We start from the raw sequence: 19462 nt of genomic DNA, 5'->3' as shown, positions 1-19462 counted from the left end.
TCCAAACCATGAAATTGCATTTGGTCCGGCAACTTCTCGAGAAGGTCCTGCTTCTGTCAGGCCTGATACTCGTTGTCTCGGTTTCCTTACCTGAAACCTCACGAGCCCAGCAGCTTGTACCCGACACGCGTATGGCGCTGATCGTCGGCAATTCCAACTACAATGGCGAGAAACTCCCCAATGCACGCAATGATGCGGAGAGTATCGCTGCAACCCTGCAGACCCTTCGCTTCGACGTCACCTTGATCCTGGATGCAACGCAGGAGGCCTTCCTGAAGAAGGCCGAAGAGTTCTCCCAGGCAACCATTCGGCGCAACGCGAACGTCGTACTGGTCTATTACGCCGGGCATGGCGTTCAACTGGCGGGCAAGAACTATCTCATTCCGGTTGATTCACGGATCAGTGACATCGATACGCTTGTCAGCGACAGCATTCATTTCGATGAGCTGCTCAAGCTTGTCGGGCGCAGCAGCGCCTTCAAGATGGTCTTCCTGGACGCCTGCCAGAACAATCCGTTTCAGGATCGCATCAAGAGCCTGGAAGTGGGCCTGGCACCACCGCCGGATGTCAGCGGGTTTCTGATCGGCTACGCCACACAACCAGGCAAGGTTGCCTATGACGGCGCGGGTGACAACAGTCCCTACGCGACGGCGCTCCTGTCCTACATGCACTCCTCCGGCCGCGAGGTCCTGTCCGTGTTGGCGGACGTGAACCAGAACGTACGCAAGGAAACCGGTGGCGCCCAGGTGCCTTACGTCCAGTTCTCGGTCAAACCCGATTTCTATTTCAAGCCGGGCCCGGAGTCGGACGGCGACCTTGAAGCGGGCCTGTGGAAGCTGTCGGTGCAGCAGGAAGATCCAAGGCTGATCCAGCTGTACCTGCAGCGCTATCCGGAAGGCAGGTTTGTCGATGAAGCGCAAACGATCCTCGAAAGAGCCCTGAAGGACACGAACGGCGTCCTGCCGACGCCATCGGTCGGCCTCGCAAGTCTGGAAGAGGAAATCTGGTCCAACGCCCTGGCCTCCCGTAACCGGGCCCTGCTGCAGTATTACATCGAGCGATTTCCGGACGGGCAATATCTGGAGCAGGCCAAAACGCTTGTCACCCAGATGATGCCCAACAATCCGAACAATCTGACGCAATCCGAACTGTGCAGGCGGTTCGCCACACACCCGAACGATTCAACCGTCATCTACCGGGGCGTCTCTCTCAACCTTCTGGCAAAGAACTCCGGGGCGGCCATTCATTCCTGCGAGCAGGCCGTCAAGGACTATCCGGATGTGCCGCACTACAAGGCCCTGCTGGCGCGGGCACGGGCAGCCGCAGGCGATACCAAGATTGCCGTCGATCTCTATCAGCAGGCAGCAGCTGCAGGCGACACAAGGGCACTCGTCAGCCTTGGCCTCCTCTACGAACTCGGCCAGGGGCTGCCCAAGGACCTGCTGAAAGCCCGCGAATTGTTCGAACGCGCCTATGCCAACGGCAGCGCCGACGGCGCCATCAACCTTGCAGTTTCCCTCTATAACGGCACAGGTGGGGCTCGTGATGTTCCGCGTGCAATTACCCTTCTGGAATATGCCTCCTCGGAAGGCGCCGCCAGAGCGACCTACAATCTGGGCGTCTTTGCCAAGGAAGGCATTTACAAGACCCCCGAAGACGCAGCGGCCTATTTCGAACTGGCCGCACAGCAGGGATACGCGGAAGGCGCCCTTGCCGCCGCTGCGATTTACGACGAAGGTTTCCACACCGACAAATCACCACAAAAGGCATCGGAACTGTTGTTGTCCGCATTGACGGTGGACAGCGGCGAAACACTTGCGAAGATTTCTTCCGACGCCCGCAGCTGGTCGCGCGATACCATCCTTGAGATCCAGACCAGATTGCAGTCTGCCGGATACTATGAGGGCACGCTGGATGGTGTTCCGGGCCCTCTGTTCAACCGTGGACTGGAGTCCTGGCGGCTCTATGGTGGCTCCCCATCGTGATTTCCGGCAAGATCGTTTGATGGATTTCCTGGGGGGCCGACCGGCACATGGAATTTGACGTCCTATACCTGGCCGACCTGCGCTTTCCCGGCGGGACGTCCACATCGCTCAAATATGATCTTCGCGCCTGCAAGCAAGCCGGGTTGAAAGCCGGTATCATACCGCTGTGTTCCCCCTTTTTTTCCCGAAACCGGACCTTGAACGCATCCGTACTCGCCGAGATCAGGGCTACCGGCACCGTCATTGTTCCGCAGAACGAAAGACCGCGGTCCAGGGTCGCGCTTTTGTATCACCCGACCTTGCTGGACAAACGGGTGCAATGCCGAACCCGTTTCGATGCGGATGCCTGTTACCTTGTCGTGCACCAGACGATACGAAACCGCGACGGACAACGTGCCTTTCCGGCAGATCACTGGTCGGCGCTCATCTCCGACTGGTATGGCCACTCGCTCAAACTCCTGCCGGTGAGCGAGATCGTGCGCGAAGACCTTGTGGTGAACGGCCTGTCCCACGCCGTTCACCAGGGCAGCTGGGCCAATCTGATCGATCTGGCCGACTATCCGGAGAAACAATCCCGGGAACCGAAATCCCCTCTGGTCATCGGCCGCCACAGTCGCCCCAGCGCCGACAAATGGCCGTCTCTATCGGTCGCCACGACCTGCTATCCGCAATCCACTGACTTTGCCTTCCGCATGATGGGCGTGCCGCAGAGCTTCGTGGACCAGTTCGAAGACCTGCCGTCCAACTGGCAGGTTCTGCCCTTCTCGAAGGGACCGATTTCCGGATTTCTTCAAGGGCTCGACATCTACAGCTATTTCCATTCCAAAGCGCTGATCGAGGCGTTCGGATATTGTGTGCTCGAAGCCCTTGCCACCGGACTGCCCTGCGTCGTTCCGCGCTATATGGAAACCAGTTTTTCCGATGCCTGCCTTTATGCCGAGCCGGACGAAGCACCACTGGTCTATGAGCAGCTTCGTACGGATCCTCAGCTTTATGAAACGACCTCCCGAAAGGCACGCACGTTTGTGGAGGAGCGGTTTGGCCTGGACCAGTTCACCGCGAAATTCGAAAAAATCGCCGCCCCCTCTGTCGCCGCCCTGCCTGCCCCGAAAACACGCAGACCCGCCCCTGCCCCGGTCGTGCTTACGATCACTTCCAACGGCGTCGGCCTCGGGCATCTCTCCCGGCAGCTTGCCATCGCCAGGGCGATCGGCCCGAGTGCGAATGTCGTTTTCTTCTCGCTTTCCGAAGCAATCGAAATTGCAAGGTCCATGGGATATCTCGCCGAATTCCGGCCTTTCCGGCAGAGACTGGAATTGGATTTCAAAGCCTGGAACAGCTATTTCTTTCAGGAATTGCGCGAGGCGCTCAGCCACTACAAGCCTTGCCTCACACTGTTTGACGGCAACTTGCCGTACGCAGGTTTCGTGGACGCGGTTGAAAGCTACGGCCGCGCCACCAGCGTCTGGATCCGGCGCGGCCTCTGGCGCACGCCCCAGCCCAACAGCATCTCCCGGGAAGGCTTCTTCGACGCAATCATCGAACCCGGGGAACTCTGCGCGCCTCTGGACGAAGGCTATTCACGCCCCAACCCCAACAGCGTCACCCGGGTCGACCCGGTGTTGATGACGCCAAGAGATCAGCTCTTTGACAGAACCACCGCAAGACGGGCGCTGAACCTGCCGGACGACGCGATCCTTTGTCTCGTGCAACTTGGCTCGGAAGCAAATTTCGACATGTCCCTTCCCCGGGCACGTCTGCTGGAGTTTCTGGACAGGCATCCGCAGGTGATCGCGGTCGACGTCAGGTCCCCGCTTCATTTCGAGGAGTACGCGGATTTCCATGAGCGCCTGGTGATGCGGAAGGTCTATCCGCTCGGGCAGTATCTGAAAGCCTTCGACTTTGCCGTCTGCGCGGCCGGATACAATACCTTTCACGAAAACATTGCCGCCGCGCTGCCGTCGATCTTCATTCCGAACAGCAACCCGATCATGGATGTGCAAGAAGCCCGCGCGGAATATGGCGCGCGCGCAGGGTGGAACCTCACCTCACCTGCCGAGGATCCATACGCAATCGGAGACCATCTTGTGCAGATGCTCGATCCCGATTTCCGCCAATCGCTGGCTCGGTCGTGCCTCAGAAAGTCCGGCTGGTGGAACGGTGCGCAGCAGACTGCACATCTGTTGCAGGCGGTCGCTCAGCTTCCCGCAAATCCCCTGGAGGAGCGTTGAACCGTGTCTTTCAAACGCAGCCTTCGCAAGATCGGACTACGGGTTGCCCTCGGCAGCATCCGGAAACTTGAAACCAACACCAAGCACAGCGCAGCCCTTTTGTCGGAACACCGCAGACAAGGAACAGTCGCGCTTGTCTGGGCGCTCGATGAGGCAGGCGATCACCTGTCCAGCGCGCTGAAAGACCAGTTGGAGAAGCTCGCGGAGTTCGAAACGATCGTCGTCGTGTGCCCGCCCAGGTACTTCTCCGCACTCAGAAGCAGAGGCCTCTTTTTCGAAACCCTGCCGATGTCTTCGGATCTTCCCCGATGTGGTGCCTCGGCCAACTGGGACCTCTATCTCGAACGCCGGATAGCCCGCATCCGGGAGAGCTGGTCGCCGGATTTCGAGTTCACCATCGGTACGTCGCCGGAAGGCTATGTTCAATCGCTGCCGAGCGGGGATCAGACATAACCATCCGCTGAAAAGACGGCGGGCTCGGCAAAGGCATAATCGAGCAAGGAAGCTTGATGAAGAGCGTCCCGCATATGCTCGCCGTTGCCAATCGACCGGAAAGGATCGGCCTCCCGTTCCTGCTTGAAATCCGGGATCAGGCTGAAATCGAAGGCGGACAGCTCGCAGATGCCTTCATACTTCCGCTGCAGGCTGTAAAACGCGGTCCGGGCCGGTTGGTTGAGATCAGCGCCATAGGAAAGGTGTCGAACGTCCAGCCCCGCAGTCAGCGCCCTTTCCGACAGGAACTGAAACCAGTCGTCAGTGGCTCTGGCGTCTTCCAGGAACCCTTCCATCGTTATTTCCGGTTTCAGGGACGTGGTATCGACCCACTTCCAGGCCCCGAGCCGCCGTGCCTTTACGAGAGAGACATATCTGGCAAACCTCTGCCTTGTGAGAAAGGTGCAGGAGCAGTCAAACCGGAACAGAATGTCTTCGATCGACCTGCCGGCCAATTGCTTCGGCAGGATCGAATAGCACAGATAGTCATGCCCAAGGCGGTCGCAAACCCTGGTGAGGGCACTCAGCATGAAGACCGGATCGTCCCTGAAAAAGTTGGCCAGCGCTCTCGCCTTGCCCGGGTCGACTTCAATGCCGCTTTCTTCTTCCAGCATTGCGATGAAGTCCGGCGTCTGGGCTTCAAGACCAAACGGAGACGACGGGTTGAACAGCTCGCCAAGAACGACAGCCTTTTCAAGTCCGTTCCGCATCATGGTCTGGTGCAGATGCGTGCCGCTTCTTCCCGATGAAAGCAGGATGAGATGATGCACCATGGACTTCAGCCTTGCCGAACCTGATCAGGCGTTGCGTCTGAGAACGCTGCCCCGGAAACGTCCCTGTGCCGAGGGGCAAGTTTAAGATCAACCAATTCGACGTCCTGCGCGTTCAGAACCGGGTCTTCGAGGATCAACTGCAACGCTTCATGATCAGAATGGCGAGGGTCCGCAACGTCGACCGCAGGACCTCCACCTTCCTCCCGAACCTGCTGATCGCGAACCCGTTGGAACAGAACACCTGTTGCCCCGACCCGGCGCGCAAGACGGACAAAGTCCGGCATCTCTGTGTAGTTTTCCTGTCGGACGACAAACTCCATTTGGAAGATGTCTATCGCTTTCAGCCTGCGCAAATGACCGAGAAAAGACAGATTGGGCAGGAGCTGAACCAACTGCCTGCCTGGCCGCAGTTCATTATAGGTTTCCGGGGTCGCGGCATCGACAGACACATGAACGCTGCCGACATGCCCCCAAAGATCGAGCCGGTTCCAGACAGCTTCCGTCAGCAGCAGGCCATTGGTGTGGAGGTCCAGCGCCTTTCTCGGCTCTATCTCCGCGCAATAGGTCTTCAGAAAGTTCAGGAAATGCCGGCTGGCAAAAGGTTCGCCTTCACGGCCGATGGTTATTCTGTCGGCTTTGGACAGAAAGCGCGCGTACGGTTCGTTGAAGATCCAGTCGAGCCGGTCGGCATCGTATTTTTTCAGTTGAACCGGTTTTGTCCCTCGCGAAGGACAGGCGGTGTTGCTGCTCAAGTCGTGACCGAGGCTGGCGCACGCTGGAGGCTTGTCCAGTCGGATCCTGCCAGTCTTGATGATCTCCCGATAGTAGGCCACCGCAGGAGACGGGTCTATTTCCGAGAGGATCTCCTCGCGCGCCGGAAGATCACGCCCTGTGATACGCGAGCATTCCAGACGGCAGCAATGCGAGAAGTCACCCTCAAGAATCGATCGCCGTATTTCCTGGGCCTTGGGCGAGTTCCAGGCGGTTTCAGGATCGTCAGACAGACTGCCGATTGCAGCCGGTTGCCAGGCTGCGGGACAGAAGTGAATGTCCTGGTTCGGCTGGGTTTCGATCCGCTCGAACGGATTGGAACAGAAGCGCTGGCTCAGCCAGGTGTCGTCAGGCCTATCCATGCAGTTTGCCCTGAAAGGCCTTGATCGCGTTCCCGCGTGAGAACGGTGCATTCGTTGACGTGTCAGACAGCATCCGCCTTCTCAACCTCCTTGAAGGCGACGGCAACCCGGTCCTTGTCGATCCCCTTGAACGCAAGATACCTGTCCGAAAGCTGAAGCTTCTCCACCTTCTGCAACCGCTGCCGGTCGTCTCCGGCATAGTCGTGACGCATCACTGCGCCGGGCTGATACAGGAACTGCTCCGCATCCGTCTCACCCAGCATCCGGCAACAAAGATCCATGCCTTCGTGGCCTGCCAGAAGCGGATCAAATCCGCCGTATTTTTCGAAGGCTGACGCCTGCCAGGCGGAAAACCCCTCCGTTGTGGGCGGTGCCGGTTTCAGACTGTCACCGAGATTGTAGTGGTTACCCGTCAATCCGGCACCGGACTTCGGCGCAATGCGTCCGCGCACAGCCTTGGCCCCGCGCTCGATACAGGTGCCGGCAAGCAGATCAAGATCTGCAACGCCCGTCGATGCATCATCGTCCAGAAACAGAAGGCAGCTCCCCCGCGCGACGTAGGCACCGACGTTTCGCGCCGCCGAACAGCCGATATTCTCCGGCAAGCCGAACACCCGCGCCTTGTCCGCATACCGGCCGGATGCCTCTTCAGCGGCTCCGGGCCCATTGCCGGCGAAAATCAATTCAACGTCCGGACGGCGGATGAAATCTTCGATGCCCCGGCCAACCTCGCAGGCCTCAAGGCCGCTCCGATGGGAAACGACAATCACCGAAACCTTCGTGCCATATATGTTTTGAAGGTTTTCTGTCAGGACGAAGCGATGAATATTCGCGTAGATCTCCTGCAGGCAGGCGGAAACGGCATGCTGCGCCTTTGCAAATTCGCCGTTCTCGAAATGCCCTGTTGCCTGCGTGTAGGAAGCCAAACTCACGTTCCCGTTCATGCCCGATCATGAAGCCCGTCGAGTGTGTACACATCCGTTCATCGTTGCAGCACGTGGCTGACTCGATCGACGATGTGGCCCACGTGGGGCTCCCTCAGGCCGTCCGAATAAAGCTAAGCGCCTAACATGGCCTCGTCCAGCATCGCGGGGCATCTTTCGTTCCCGTCAGCCATTTCTAACGGGATCGACAAGACTGCATAAACCCATGCCTGCCTCCTTTGAACCTTGCCCTGAGTTTCGCAGCAAAAGTGTGGTCCTGCAGGCGCTCACCGAAGGAGCCGGTGTAGTCGGCAGTGATGTTGAGGTTGTCAGTCACACCGAAATTCAGCCCCGCATCGACAAGCGCCACATCCTGGTCCAGCGCGGCTCCGGTCATCGTGAATGGCGAGCTGCCGGTCCACCCCAATGCCGCAACAGCGCCAGGCAGACGCCGGCGATTGAGCAATTCCGGGACTGCACATCAGCAGAAGAGGACCAGCTTTCTTCGGCCGGCAAATGCGAGTGGGAGAAAAAAAATGGTGGGCCCGGAGGGCCTAGCCAAACTGAAGAAAGTCAATAGCTTAGCAGAAGGTGGGACAAAACACCTACCTGAAGGATTTCAATGGCTTACAATGGCCGTTGTCCCACCTTTTTGCTGCTTTGCCTCACTCGAAATTGCTTTCCAGGCAGGTCTCTGGAGGCACGCATGAGCGAGCGCCGTCCATTCCGGGAAGTGAAGCTTCAGTGGCTGAGACTGCTGAGCTGTGATGCCAATATCAACGACAATGCGAAGTGCGTCGCGCTCTATATCGTGACCGCACATGTGAACGGCCACACCGAGAAGGCGTGGCCGTCCTACAAGACCATTGCCGAAGCAACCGGCAAGAGTATCAAGTCCATCCAACGCGCCATCCGAGATCTGGAAATCGGTGAATGGCTTTGCGTTCAACGCGGGAATGGCGTCGGGCACAATACGGAGTATTGCCCTACCGACGCCTCGATCTTAAAGGCCTGCGAGCTTCGAGAAAAGACGGACAAATCTGTCCCCCTTACATCTTCCGAAGGCAGACAAATCTGTCCCGGAAGGCGGTCAGATGTGTCTGGCAAAGGTGGTCAAATCTGTCCACCAAACTTAGAGAAAGAAAAAAATAAAAAACCTAACGCGCGCGAGCCGCACGCGAAGGCCGTCATACGCCGCTCCATTCCCGTCGTCGTCCTGCCAACGGCTCAGACCCGGCAGGTCGATGAGTGGAACGCCTGGCTCGCCGAAAAGACCCTGCCGGACCTGGCGCGGTTCAAACTCGCAACCAGCGTCAACGGATCATCCGGATATCAGCTTCCAGGCAGATGGCCACCGGAAGATGGCTCAGACAAGGAGCAGGATTGCCTTTCCTATTTTCTGAACAGACTGCCGGCAATCGCGCACCAATCGGTTTCACACTCAGCGTACCTCGACGCGGCATGACTTTGGCAGATCCAACAAGCGCAAGGCGCCATTTCGTTGGGGCACAAAACCTCGCAAGGGTCGCAAGTTTCTGCAACTTGGCGCAGGCAGGCGGGAACTCGAATTGCTCAGCCTTCTTCTTTTTGGTGAATTGTTGAAAAATGCACTTAAAAGTAGCAGTTCGTTTTCATAAGTCCGGAATACTCATGTTAAAAATCATCACAAGGATTGCAGCTATTGAACTAGTCCGTTCCGTCGCTCTGATCGCCGCAGCAGCCTCGGCATTCTGCCTGGTTATGCTCTCTTTCAACATACTGTCGTTGCCGTACTCGATCTTAGTTGGCGACATCCCTCTTCAGGACTGGCAGGTTTTTGTCCTGGCGCTTGGACTAGCGCTTCTGCCGGCAGTCTTTGTTGCCAAAGTACCGTCAGTCGGTGCAGGCGCTTTCGATATCACCTTCGCTACAAGGCGCCCTTCTCAAAGGGAAATGGACCTGATCAGCAAAGTTGAGGCAGTCCTGCAGGAAAGATCGTCTGTCTCCGAGATCAAATTTCCCAGGATCGTTTGGCGAGTACAGGATTGCGGTGAACTCAATGCCTTTGCCTACGCCCATAATCGGATCTGCTTTACGAAGGGGCTGCTGCTGAAATACGGAGACACACCATCTGGCATCGAGCGCCTTGCCGGAATAGCCGCTCACGAAATTGGACACCTGTGTAATTGGGATACCCGGATCCTGATGTTCCTCCATTATCTCAATCTGCCGGTCAACCTTGGTATTGGTTTGGCAAACGGCACGCTCAACCGAATTCCTTTCATCGGGTTCCTCTTCACCGCCATCACGGCGATTTTGCGCATTCCGGCCAACGCTGCCCAAATGCTCAACAGCTCGGTATCCAGGCTAACCGAATACGAAGCCGACCGCTTTGCGGCCCGGCTTATGGATGGCGTTGGGATTTCTGAGATCCTGGATGACTTCTCGGAATTGGGCGAAAGAAAGAACGACACATTCAGTACGTGGCTAATGCGTTCCCACCCTCCGGCGGAACTTCGCCATGAAGAGGTCTCAAAACGGGTGTCCTGAAGATGCGCAACCAGTCAGCTCTCACGTGACGCGGCTACAGCCCGAAGGACCAAAGCCCCATCAGGCTCATGTCTGGATGAGCATGGTGGAGAGCGATGGAAAGCGGCTGAGTAGGATCAAAACCACCGCGACCGCCAGCAGGAATGGCCAGAGTGCGCGCAGGATACGACCCGGTGAGGTGCCACTCATCGTCGATGCAATATATAGGCCCACACCAACAGGAGGCGTCAGCAGCCCGAGGACGAGGTTCAGGCAGATCACGACACCGAACTGGTAAGGGCTGATCTCATAGTTGTTCATCGCAATGGGCAGCAGGATCGGGGTAATCAGAATAACCGCGGCGATGCCGTCGATCACCATGCCAACGCCTAGCAGGACCACGTTGACGATCAATAGGAACACAAACGGATCGGCAGTGAGCGAAGTAATAAGGCTGGCAAGTTTCTGCGGCAGTGCTTCGTAGATAATCACCCAACCGAACACGTTGGCGGCGGCGATCATGAAAATGATCATCGAGGCACTGACCGCGGTACGCCTGAACATTGCAAAGAGAGTGGACGGCTTCAATTCGCGGTAGACGAGCCAGCCGACCAAAAACGCAATGAGTGAGGCAATGGCCGCGGATTCCGTAGGTGTCGCAATGCCGAAAAGAATGCCGCCAATAATCGCAAGCGGAATGAGGGCTGCCGGCAGACAAAAGAGCAGAGCGGATACGGCCTCGCGGCCCGTGTACCAGGCTCCTCTTGGAAAGCCACGCAGGAAACCGACTGCCGCGATAACCAACGCGAAGGAAACCGCCAGCATCAGTCCCGGCACGACACCTGCCAGAAACATGTCGCCGATGGGGATCTGTGCCAGAACGCCGAAGATTACGAACATCATCGACGGCGGAATGACGGGGGCAAGCAGACCGCCTGCCGCCGTGGTGGCTGCGGCAAAACCCTTGTCGTAGCCCTCTTTTTCCATTTCCGGCGTCATGGCGCGCGCCATCACCGCGATCTGTGCAGTGGCCGAACCGATGATCGCTGCCATGAACATGTTGGCCAGCAGGTTGATATAGGCAAGCCCACCGCGAAAACCGCCGACAAAGATCCGGGCTGCATTGATCAGGCGCCGCGTCATACCGCCTTCGTTCATCATTTCGCCGGTCAGCATGAAAAGCGGGATGGCGAGAAGCCCGTAGTTCTCAATTCCTGAGAACATCTTCTGAGCGAAGCTGTCGTAAAGAATGGTGTTACCGGATTCCCAGATGTACCAGATCGCCGTCAGCGCAAGGACCAGGGCGACCGGAACCGCGAGTAGCAGATTGACGATGAAGATGAGCGGCGTCATTGCGCAGGTTCCGTTACAGCTCCAGGGCGGGAGAACAAATTGGCCAGGCCGTGGAGTGTCGCGCCGAAGGCAAACAGCCACATCACGCTCCAGACCCACACCTTGCCAATACCAAGGGTGGTCGTCGGTTCTGCATAGATGAAATTGAAGGTTTTTGCCTGAAAGGCCAGCACATCAAACCCTTGCTGCCCCAGCATATAAAGGCCGAACCAGCGCCAGCAGAACCAGAGCATGAAAAGCGCGAACACCAGAACGATGACATCGACAAGGATTGCCACGACCCGCCTGGCTCCGGCCGGTAAAGCGTCGGTCAGAACGGTGATGGCAACGGAATGGCCGAAATGGATCGCAGCCGAAGCGCCCAGGAAGGTCATCCATGCCATCGCGTAGATCGCCAGCTCATCGACCCAGTACAGGGCCGAGCCGAGGCTGCGGGTAACAACATTGAGAAGGATGAGCAGCGTCACGGAAACGGCCAGACATGCGGCAAGGGCAATTTCAATCCGCGCCCAGACCGACGAGATACGCATCAACATGAAGCCCTCCAATAAGAAACCGCGGCACGGGATCTCGCGCGCCACGGTTTCCTGTTCGAACAGGTCAGTTCGCCGTTTCCGCAGAAACGGTACGCAGGTCATTCAGTGCAGAGGATTTTTCGACCCAGATTGCATTCCACTGGTCCACCGCATCGCCGAAAAACTCCGGACCAACCTTGGTGTAGGTCTTGCCGGTACCAGCGATCTGGTCCAGCCACCCTTGTTCCTTGCCGATGTAACTGTCGATGGTGCTGTCCACGTGCTGCGACATGAGCTGCCCGATCAGCGCCCGGTCATCTTCCGGCAGACCTGCCCAGACCTTGGCCGAAACAAGACCGACCATCGGGAACATCATGTGATCCGATTGCACGATTGTGTCGGCATTCTCGTAGTATTTCAGGACCCAGATCAGTTCCGCGTCCATATCGATCGCGTCCACCTGACCATTGGCGAGCGCATCATAGACCGAAGGCAGCGGCATGGGCGTCGGCGCCGCGCCCAAGGCATTGTAGAAATCGAGTATCGGTTCGAACGGTGTGATCCGGAGTTTTAGCCCAGCAAGATCGGCCGCGGAGGTCACTTTGCCCCGACTGACAATCTGGCGCAGACCGGCCATGCCGTAACCGGTCCCGACCACGCCAACGGTGGCGGGAAGCTGGTCAAGCAGACTCCTTGCCGTATCCGATCGCAGGATGCGCCCGGCATGAGCCACGTCGTTTGCCAGATAAGGCGCATAGAATGCCCCTAGGTCCGGCGCGCGATTGGAGACTTCGGCCACGGTCATAAAGGCCATGTCGAGAGCACCGGTCTGCAACTGCTGCAGCATCTCCGCCTCGTTTCCAAGCTGACGGGCTGGAAAGACCGTCAGACTGTGGGTTCCGCCGCTTTTCTCCGCCAGTTCCGCGCCGAAGGCTTCAGCGGCCTTGGTCCAGATATGCGGCGGCGGTGTTATCAGGCCGATGCGGAAGTCTTTTGCAGTGGCGGGCATAACAAAGGCCGACGCGATCGCGGCACCTGCAAGCATCTTGGCGATAAGTTTCATGTTTTCCTCCCTTTACACTGAGAACGCTCAGAGCTGCACCCAGCCCTCGGGCGGTTCCTTACCCGGATGCACCGTTCCGCAGTTCGGGCACGTGCGTGCTTCCTCGGACGCATAAAAACTCTCGTAAACCGGAGGCAGGTCTCTCACGATCGATTCCAGCTGCATCTCTGCGCGATGCACGCGCGTTCCGCAGTCGAAGCAATACCATTCGATGGCGTCGAGCTCTCCGGTTTGGCGTTTGGGCTCGACCACGAGGCCAATCGAACCTTCCTGTGGCCTTTGCGGTGAATGGCGAACGTGCGGTGGCAACAGGAAGATCTCGCCTTCGCGGATCGGCACATCGTAGAATTCCTTGCCATCGTAGATCTTCAGCACCATGTCGCCTTCGAGCTGATAGAAGAACTCTTCCACTGGATCGTCGTGATAGTCAGTGCGCTTGTTGGGTCCGCCGACGACGGTCACCATCAGGTCTGCATTTTCCCAGATCTGCTGGTTTCCAACTGGCGGTTTCAGCAGATGGCGATGCTCGTCGATCCATTGCTTGAAGTTGAATGCACTCAATCTGGACATAGCCACCTCTCGAATAAACCTCACCTCGGCATGGCTCAGCCTAGGTGACATTGAAGCAAAGAAACATTTGTTTCCGGGAAATTGGATATCCGGATTCGTGATACCCGGACGCCCTGAACCTGACCGACTTTCCGGCCGCTGGCCGCATCACAGATGCAGGCCACAATCCTCGAACGCGGCGCAGACCGAGGCCTTTTCTGTCTCCGTCAGTTCCAGCATGGGATGGCGGACCCGGCCGCCGACCTGGCCGAGAAGCTCTTGCCAGTATTTGCCGTGCGCAGTTGGTTTGCCACCTGGCTTCGTCTTGCGGATTGCCTCGCGCACCGGCGCCAGGCTGTCGCGGACCCGCCGGGCCGCGTCGAATTTTCCGGCAAAGGCTAGTTCGGTGTATTCGTGCATCCGGCGGTCGTTCCGGGTCTGGATCTGGTAGGGGGGAGACGAGCAGAGGTAAAGCTGCCATCCCAGCTCCTCGATATTGTCGAGCCAGTCTTCTTCAGCGGATGTCGAAACCAGTATCCTGTCGCCGACCATCCGGGTCAGTCGTGCATACATCTCACGCGGGACGGAATATTTAATTGCCATGATATTGGGCAGTTCGGCGATCCGCGCGCAGGTTTCAGGCTCCATCAGGTAGCCGCTGTCAGGGTGGCTCCACATGGCGATGCCGATATCGAGCCTGTCGCACAGATACTTGTAGTAATTGTACAGAACCTCGCCCCGGTCGTGGCAGAAGCTGAGCATCGGCGCGTGAACCACAACGTAATCGGCACCGCAAGCTTCGGCATGACGCCCAAGCTCCAGCACAGTGCCGACGTTCTGGTCGGAGATCGACATGATTGTTCCGGCCTTGCCGGCGCATTCGTCCACCGCAACGCTCATATTGTGCTTGCGCTCTTCCAGCGACATCGACCAGAACTCGCCTTGCTTGCCGGCGATGAAAAGGCCTCTGATGCCCAGGTCGTCGATCCAGTGGCGGATGTTGCGGCGCAGCCCGGCCTCATCGAATGCCAGGTCTTTGTCGAAAGGATTCAAAGCAGCCGCCCAGATGCCGCGCATCGTCTCGCGGGCATGTGCCTTTGCTTCGTGTTTTGCATAGTCCACTGGGTGTGCTCCCGTTAATCTTCGGCCGTATAAAGGCCCGGGACAAAACGGAAGCGCCAACAGATTGCACGGATATGGCTATCAAAAAATTGTATATCAAACCTCCCTGAAATTCGGATAACTAAGCCCGCATGAAGGGAACCATGAAAATCGGGATCATTGGCGAAGGCGCTATCGCGCGCTATGTCTGCACCAGTCTGAATGCGACGCATGCGGTACTTGTCAGGTCCGAACCGCCTGTCGGCAAGGACAACGACGGCCTCTTGCGTGTCCTGCACGTGAACGAATTGCCCGGTGATGTCGATGTGATGATCGATTGCGCGGGTCACGCGGCCCTGGCAGAACACGGACCGGCCATCCTCGAGCGGGGCATCGACCTCGTCACGGTTTCCCTTGGAGCGCTGGCCGACACCGATCTTTACAGCCGATTGAATTCGGCAGCCGAGCGGGGCGGTGCCCGGCTTCGTCTGGCAAGCGGATCGATAGGAGCTCTCGACTGCCTGCGGGCTGCGCAGGTTGGCGGGCTGTCAGAGGTTACCTATACAGGCCGAAAACCTCCACAGAGTTGGAAGGGTTCGCCGGCAGAAGACCGGCTGGACCTGGACACGCTCGACCAGGCAGCTACACATTTCGAGGGCAGCGCACGGCAGGCAGCGACCCTTTACCCGAAGAACGCCAATGTCGCCGCCGCCGTGGCGCTGGCCGGGGCAGGTTTTGAAGCGACGAAAGTTCGGTTGATCGCCGATCCCGGCGTAGCGGCAAACATCCACGAGGTTAAGGCCTCCGGAGCATTCGGCAGTTTCACGTTCCACATTGAGGGACGTGCGCTCCCGGACAATCCGCGCAGCTCCGCCCTTGCGGCGATGAGCGTCGTTGCCGCCATCGAGCGCCAACAATCCGCTATCGTGATATGAGGTATCGCATTTGGTTACCCGGCATACCCGCATCGTCGACCGTGCGCTGACCCGCCTGAAACTGCGTCAGCTCAGGCTTCTGATTGCTGTTGGCCAGCAGGGTAGCATCCAGAATGCCGCGCAGGATCTCGGCATTTCGCAACCTGCCGCCACCAAGATGATCCAGGATCTGGAACTCGACTTCGAGGTCAAGCTGTTCGAACGCACCAATCGCGGTGTGGTGCCTACGGTCTTCGGCGCGACTCTGATCCGCCACGGCAAGCTGATCTTTGCGCAGGTGTCGAACGCCGCGCAGGAACTGGACGACCTGAACGAAGGCAACAGCGGCCGGGTTGTTGTGGGCACGTTGCTTGCCGCGTCCCCGGCCCTGCTGCCTGCGGCGATCGAGACACTTCTGAAAGACCGTCCGAAGGTTGCGATCAAGATCGTGGAAGGCACCAACGAGGTCCTGATGCCGGCTCTTTTGTCCGGCGAGATCGACATGGTTGTCGGGCGTCTTCCCAGCCGGCGGCACCGTGCAAAAATCGTCCAGGAGAAGTTTTTCGATGAACGCGTTCTGGCAATTGTTGGCCCCCAACACCCGCTGACGACGGCACGGTCGGTGACATTCGAACAGCTCACGCCTTTCGGCTGGATCCTGCCGCCGGTCGAAACAACGCTTCGCCGCCAGACCGACCAGTATTTCGTCAAGCAGGACCAATTTGTGCCGTCGGTCGCCATCGAGTCCGTTTCCTATCTGGCCAATCGCTCGCTACTGCGCAGCCATGACTTCGTCGGGCTGATGCCTGCGCATGTCGCCTCGCTCGATATTGATCGAGGGCTCCTCGCGCAGGTCGACTGGACCGTACCCTTCGGGGCGGGACCCGTGGGTGTGTCGCACCGCGGCGAGCAGAGCCTGTCACCCGCTGGGGCCGCATTCCTGACCGCGCTGCGGCAAGCCGCAGCGCAGATGAGATATGGTCAGACCCTAATCTGATATCAGGCAAACGGATACCAGTATCAGTTCAATTCACTTGAGAGCCGGAGCTGGCGCGTGACACGTTGACCGCAACACACTGATTGCGAGGACAACATGAGCATCTACCCGGACCTGCGCCTTTATATCGGCGGAGAGTGGCGGAAAACGCGTGACGATCTGGCGGTTGTAAACCCGGCGACCGAAGAGGAAATCGGTCGTCTTCCGCATGCGCGCATTTCCGATCTCGACGATGCGCTTGAAGCGGCGGAAACCGGGTTCCGAGTTTGGTGCCGCACGGCCCCGCGCGAGCGTGCCGACATCATTTTGAAGGCTTCGGCCCTGTTGCGCGAACGACAGGAAGAGATCGCCCGGGCCATCACCGCCGAACACGGCAAACCGCTGGCTCAGGCGCGTCTGGAGGTCATTCGGGGCTGTGAGTTCTTCGAATGGGACGCCGGAGAAGCCGTCCGTAGCTACGGCCGTGTCATCCCTTCGGCGCCCGGCGTGCGTTACCTGGTGCATCACCAGCCGATCGGCGTGACGCTCGGACTGGCTCCCTGGAACTTTCCCATGAGCCAGCCAGCGCGCAAGGTGGCCGGCGCACTTGCTGCCGGCTGTTCGATCATCCTAAAGGCAGCCGAGGAAACGCCTGCCGGCGCCCTTCATATCGCCCGCGCATTTCACGACGCAGGACTGCCCAAGGGCGTGCTGAACCTGGTCTTCGGGACACCTGCCGAGATTTCCGGTCACCTCATCCGGCAGGAAGCGGTGCGGCTTGTTGCTTTTACCGGTTCCACTACCGTTGGGCGGCATCTGTCGGGGCTGGCCGCGCAAAACGACACGCGCGCGTTAATGGAATTGGGTGGTCATGCACCGGTCATCGTCTGCGAGGATACGGATGTTGAAAGAGCCGCAATCAGTGGCGCGATCCGCAAGTACCGCAACGCCGGGCAGGTCTGCACCTCCCCAACGCGGTTCTTTGTGCATGAAAGCATTTTCGCGCCCTTCCTGGAAACCTTCAGTGGGCGCGCTGCGGCGACCAAGGTCGGCAACGGCATGGCTCCGGACAATGAAATGGGACCCCTGGCCAACGAACGCCGGGTACCCGCGCTCATGGACCTGATCGAAGACGCCTGCGCCAAGGGCGCCGAACTTTGCGTGGGCGGCTCGCCTATTAAAGGTGCCGGCTACTTCCTGAAGCCGACGGTGCTTGCCAATGTGCCCGACGATGCCCGGGTCATGCAGGAAGAGCCCTTTGGTCCCCTGGCGGTGATCAACCCTGTCGGCTCTCTCGACGAAGCGATCGCCCGGGCAAACTCGGTACCTTACGGTCTTGCCGCTTACGGCTTCACCAACCGGGCCGACTATATCGATCGGATGACGGATGAGGTGGAAGCTGGCAACCTGTCGATCAACACACTGGAGGCCTCCCTTCCGGAAACCCCTTTCGGCGGCGTGAAGTCCAGCGGAAGCGGCCGCGAAGGCGGCACCGAGGGACTGGAGAACTACATGATCGTCAAAACCGTGTCTCACAGCATGTCGATCGTTTGACGGTAAGTTCTACCGGCACCGAATGTTGCCTCTTTTTGGCTTCGAATATTGATGCCATGTCTTTGAAGAACTGGCCCGATTCTGCGTAGACTCGATCTAACGCAGCATCGGGCCAGCAGTGATTTAGCTTTCAGGTCCTTTGAATCGCCAGTTCTCGTCTCCGGTCTCGACGACTTCACAGTGATGGGTGAGCCAGTCGGGAAGAGCAGTCGTCATCTTTGCAGCCCCTTTTTTAGACATTCGCAGGATTTCGGACTGGTTTGCAAAGTGCCGTTAGATAGGGGACGAGCGTAGGTCTATTGAGGGCGGGGAGCGGTAGTTCTCTGCGGGGTGAACGAAGCCGTGATGTAGATTACAAAAGCTGACATCCGATAGATGTGGCAATACTCGACATTTTGAGGGGTATGAAGTTCCAGAATGTCCACTATTCCAGCACAACTCCATCGCGCTGGTTTTTGCGACGGCCCAACGAAATCAGTTGCTGAATTGCAGCGGATACCTCAGCGACCCTGCAGCCGAGCTTCTCTGCAACCTCGTAATGAACACCTGTCTGCCAAGGTTGATGCGGCAAGAGCATATCCACTTGATCCAAAAACTCGCTCGACAACGAGACCGCGAGCTTTTGCTTTCCTTGCGTGTTAGATGGACTGCGACGTCCGATAACTTCGGGGTTTGAGATGGCTTGAAGCGTCGCAAACTCGTCACAGATGTCACGCATATGCGTGCTACTGGGTTTGCTAGGCCCGCTAGACTTACTTTCACAGAAGTTCCAACAATACAGGAGTTCTTCCCGAAACCTTTCATCGAGCGTGATATTCGCGAGCTGTGCTGCAGAGAACGCGAACGTTCCAAATCGTTTCGCAACTGCTAAAAGCGATATCAGGCCGCGCCACGTTCGTAAGAAACGCTCACCCCTAGGAGACGAGGATTTTCTTGCCTCATTCAGTACCGCCTCGGCCTCCTTGTGTATCGAAACTAGAACTGGCCAGACCTCTATCGGAAAAGCGCTGGAGAACACGGCACTGTAATTGTTGTCGGAACGCATGAACCTTGAACGGAGGCGTGAAGCTGAAAATGGGTTCTTCATGATGAGCGCAGTGACCGCTCCTGCCACGTACATTGGATTGACGATCCGTTCCGCAGCCCTTCCAACGTTCAGGTAGTAGTTCTTGCGTCTTTCGTAGTACCAGCCCGCACGCTCTAGAACGTCTTCGATGTCTCGCTGAATTTTGTCAGTAGCTCGAAGCGCACTTTGTTCAACAATGGGTAATCATCCCCGCAAACCATTGGGTTGAAAATTGGACTTCTCCGGCCTTTTATACGCTTGGAGAACGACATGAAGAAATCGAGATTTACGGAAAGCCAGATCCTGTCAATTTTGAAGCAGGGTGA

18 protein-coding genes are annotated in these 19462 nt (G+C 57.9%); 8 read left to right on the top strand and 10 right to left on the bottom strand.

Going from position 1 to position 19462, the window contains the following annotated elements; genetic code table 11:
* The first annotated feature begins 8 nt into the window (after window positions 1-8).
* The 3 genes from HEP89_RS15895 to HEP89_RS15885 are packed head-to-tail and all read left to right on the top strand — an operon-like array spanning window position 9 to window position 4669.
* A complete protein-coding gene (locus HEP89_RS15895) occupies window positions 9-1985 on the top strand; it encodes a caspase family protein (RefSeq protein WP_167579576.1) in 1977 nt (658 codons plus the stop codon).
* Between the two features lie 47 nt (window positions 1986-2032).
* Window positions 2033-4216, top strand: coding sequence for a glycosyltransferase (locus tag HEP89_RS15890; protein WP_077292289.1), 2184 nt, complete (start codon window positions 2033-2035; stop codon window positions 4214-4216).
* Window positions 4217-4219: 3 nt separating this feature from the next.
* Entirely contained in the window at window positions 4220-4669 is a 450-nt protein-coding gene (locus tag HEP89_RS15885) for a hypothetical protein (RefSeq protein ID WP_077292288.1), read from the top strand.
* Here HEP89_RS15885 and HEP89_RS15880 read toward each other — a convergent pair.
* The 4 genes from HEP89_RS15880 to HEP89_RS15865 all read right to left on the bottom strand — a co-directional run bounded on the left by HEP89_RS15880 (window position 4660) and on the right by HEP89_RS15865 (window position 8003).
* On the bottom strand, window positions 4660-5481 hold the full coding sequence (locus HEP89_RS15880; protein ID WP_168692481.1) for a hypothetical protein: 822 nt from the start codon (window positions 5479-5481) through the stop codon (window positions 4660-4662). The genes HEP89_RS15885 and HEP89_RS15880 overlap by 10 nt on opposite strands.
* Before the next feature lie 5 nt (window positions 5482-5486).
* Complete coding sequence (locus HEP89_RS15875) at window positions 5487-6614, bottom strand: hypothetical protein (protein ID WP_168692480.1); 1128 nt, start codon at window positions 6612-6614, stop codon at window positions 5487-5489.
* 62 nt (window positions 6615-6676) lie between these two features.
* The gene (locus tag HEP89_RS15870) at window positions 6677-7540 is read right to left on the bottom strand and encodes a glycosyltransferase (protein ID WP_168692479.1); all 864 of its coding nucleotides are present in this window, start codon (window positions 7538-7540) and stop codon (window positions 6677-6679) included.
* A 193-nt stretch (window positions 7541-7733) separates the two neighbouring features.
* Window positions 7734-8003 (bottom strand): autotransporter outer membrane beta-barrel domain-containing protein, encoded by a 270-nt coding sequence (locus HEP89_RS15865; protein WP_168692478.1) that lies wholly within the window; start codon window positions 8001-8003, stop codon window positions 7734-7736.
* Window positions 8004-8243: 240 nt separating this feature from the next.
* Between HEP89_RS15865 and HEP89_RS15860 the strand changes: the two genes are divergently transcribed.
* Together HEP89_RS15860 and HEP89_RS15855 are read left to right on the top strand one after the other, a co-directional pair.
* Window positions 8244-9002 (top strand): helix-turn-helix domain-containing protein, encoded by a 759-nt coding sequence (locus HEP89_RS15860; RefSeq protein WP_168692477.1) that lies wholly within the window; start codon window positions 8244-8246, stop codon window positions 9000-9002.
* A gap of 185 nt (window positions 9003-9187) precedes the next feature.
* Complete coding sequence (locus tag HEP89_RS15855; RefSeq protein ID WP_062487959.1) at window positions 9188-10066, top strand: M48 family metalloprotease; 879 nt, start codon at window positions 9188-9190, stop codon at window positions 10064-10066.
* A 66-nt stretch (window positions 10067-10132) separates the two neighbouring features.
* Here HEP89_RS15855 and HEP89_RS15850 read toward each other — a convergent pair whose 3' ends face one another.
* The 5 genes from HEP89_RS15850 to HEP89_RS15830 form a co-directional block, all read right to left on the bottom strand.
* Complete coding sequence (locus HEP89_RS15850) at window positions 10133-11398, bottom strand: TRAP transporter large permease (protein ID WP_077292282.1); 1266 nt, start codon at window positions 11396-11398, stop codon at window positions 10133-10135.
* Window positions 11395-11979: a TRAP transporter small permease gene (locus HEP89_RS15845; protein ID WP_209014735.1), complete on the bottom strand. Its 585-nt coding sequence runs from the start codon at window positions 11977-11979 to the stop codon at window positions 11395-11397. Before HEP89_RS15845 ends, HEP89_RS15850 begins: the two co-directional genes overlap by 4 nt.
* Window positions 11980-11998: 19 nt before the next feature.
* A complete protein-coding gene (locus tag HEP89_RS15840) occupies window positions 11999-12976 on the bottom strand; it encodes a TRAP transporter substrate-binding protein (protein ID WP_077292281.1) in 978 nt (325 codons plus the stop codon).
* A gap of 27 nt (window positions 12977-13003) precedes the next feature.
* Window positions 13004-13546, bottom strand: a complete 543-nt coding sequence (locus HEP89_RS15835) for a 3-hydroxyanthranilate 3,4-dioxygenase (protein ID WP_062487951.1) — start codon at window positions 13544-13546, stop codon at window positions 13004-13006.
* Window positions 13547-13693: 147 nt separating this feature from the next.
* On the bottom strand, window positions 13694-14647 hold the full coding sequence (locus tag HEP89_RS15830) for a dihydrodipicolinate synthase family protein (RefSeq protein WP_077292280.1): 954 nt from the start codon (window positions 14645-14647) through the stop codon (window positions 13694-13696).
* Between the two features lie 143 nt (window positions 14648-14790).
* Between HEP89_RS15830 and HEP89_RS15825 the strand changes: the two genes are divergently transcribed.
* From HEP89_RS15825 to HEP89_RS15815, 3 genes are all read left to right on the top strand, one after another.
* Window positions 14791-15561, top strand: coding sequence for an aspartate dehydrogenase (locus HEP89_RS15825; protein WP_168692476.1), 771 nt, complete (start codon window positions 14791-14793; stop codon window positions 15559-15561).
* A gap of 10 nt (window positions 15562-15571) precedes the next feature.
* Entirely contained in the window at window positions 15572-16537 is a 966-nt protein-coding gene (locus HEP89_RS15820; protein ID WP_168692475.1) for a LysR substrate-binding domain-containing protein, read from the top strand.
* Between the two features lie 96 nt (window positions 16538-16633).
* Window positions 16634-18070 (top strand): NAD-dependent succinate-semialdehyde dehydrogenase, encoded by a 1437-nt coding sequence (locus HEP89_RS15815; protein WP_168692474.1) that lies wholly within the window; start codon window positions 16634-16636, stop codon window positions 18068-18070.
* Window positions 18071-18494: 424 nt separating this feature from the next.
* On the opposite strand, the gene HEP89_RS15805 is transcribed toward HEP89_RS15815, so the two are convergent.
* Window positions 18495-19190 (bottom strand): hypothetical protein, encoded by a 696-nt coding sequence (locus HEP89_RS15805; RefSeq protein WP_353622311.1) that lies wholly within the window; start codon window positions 19188-19190, stop codon window positions 18495-18497.
* Window positions 19191-19462: the final 272 nt, after the last annotated feature.

Source organism: Labrenzia sp. 5N (assembly GCF_012395805.1).
In the GTDB taxonomy this organism is placed as follows: domain Bacteria; phylum Pseudomonadota; class Alphaproteobacteria; order Rhizobiales; family Stappiaceae; genus Roseibium; species Roseibium algicola.
Note: the sequence above shows the minus strand (reverse complement) of the source record. Positions and strands in the feature narration are given on the sequence as shown.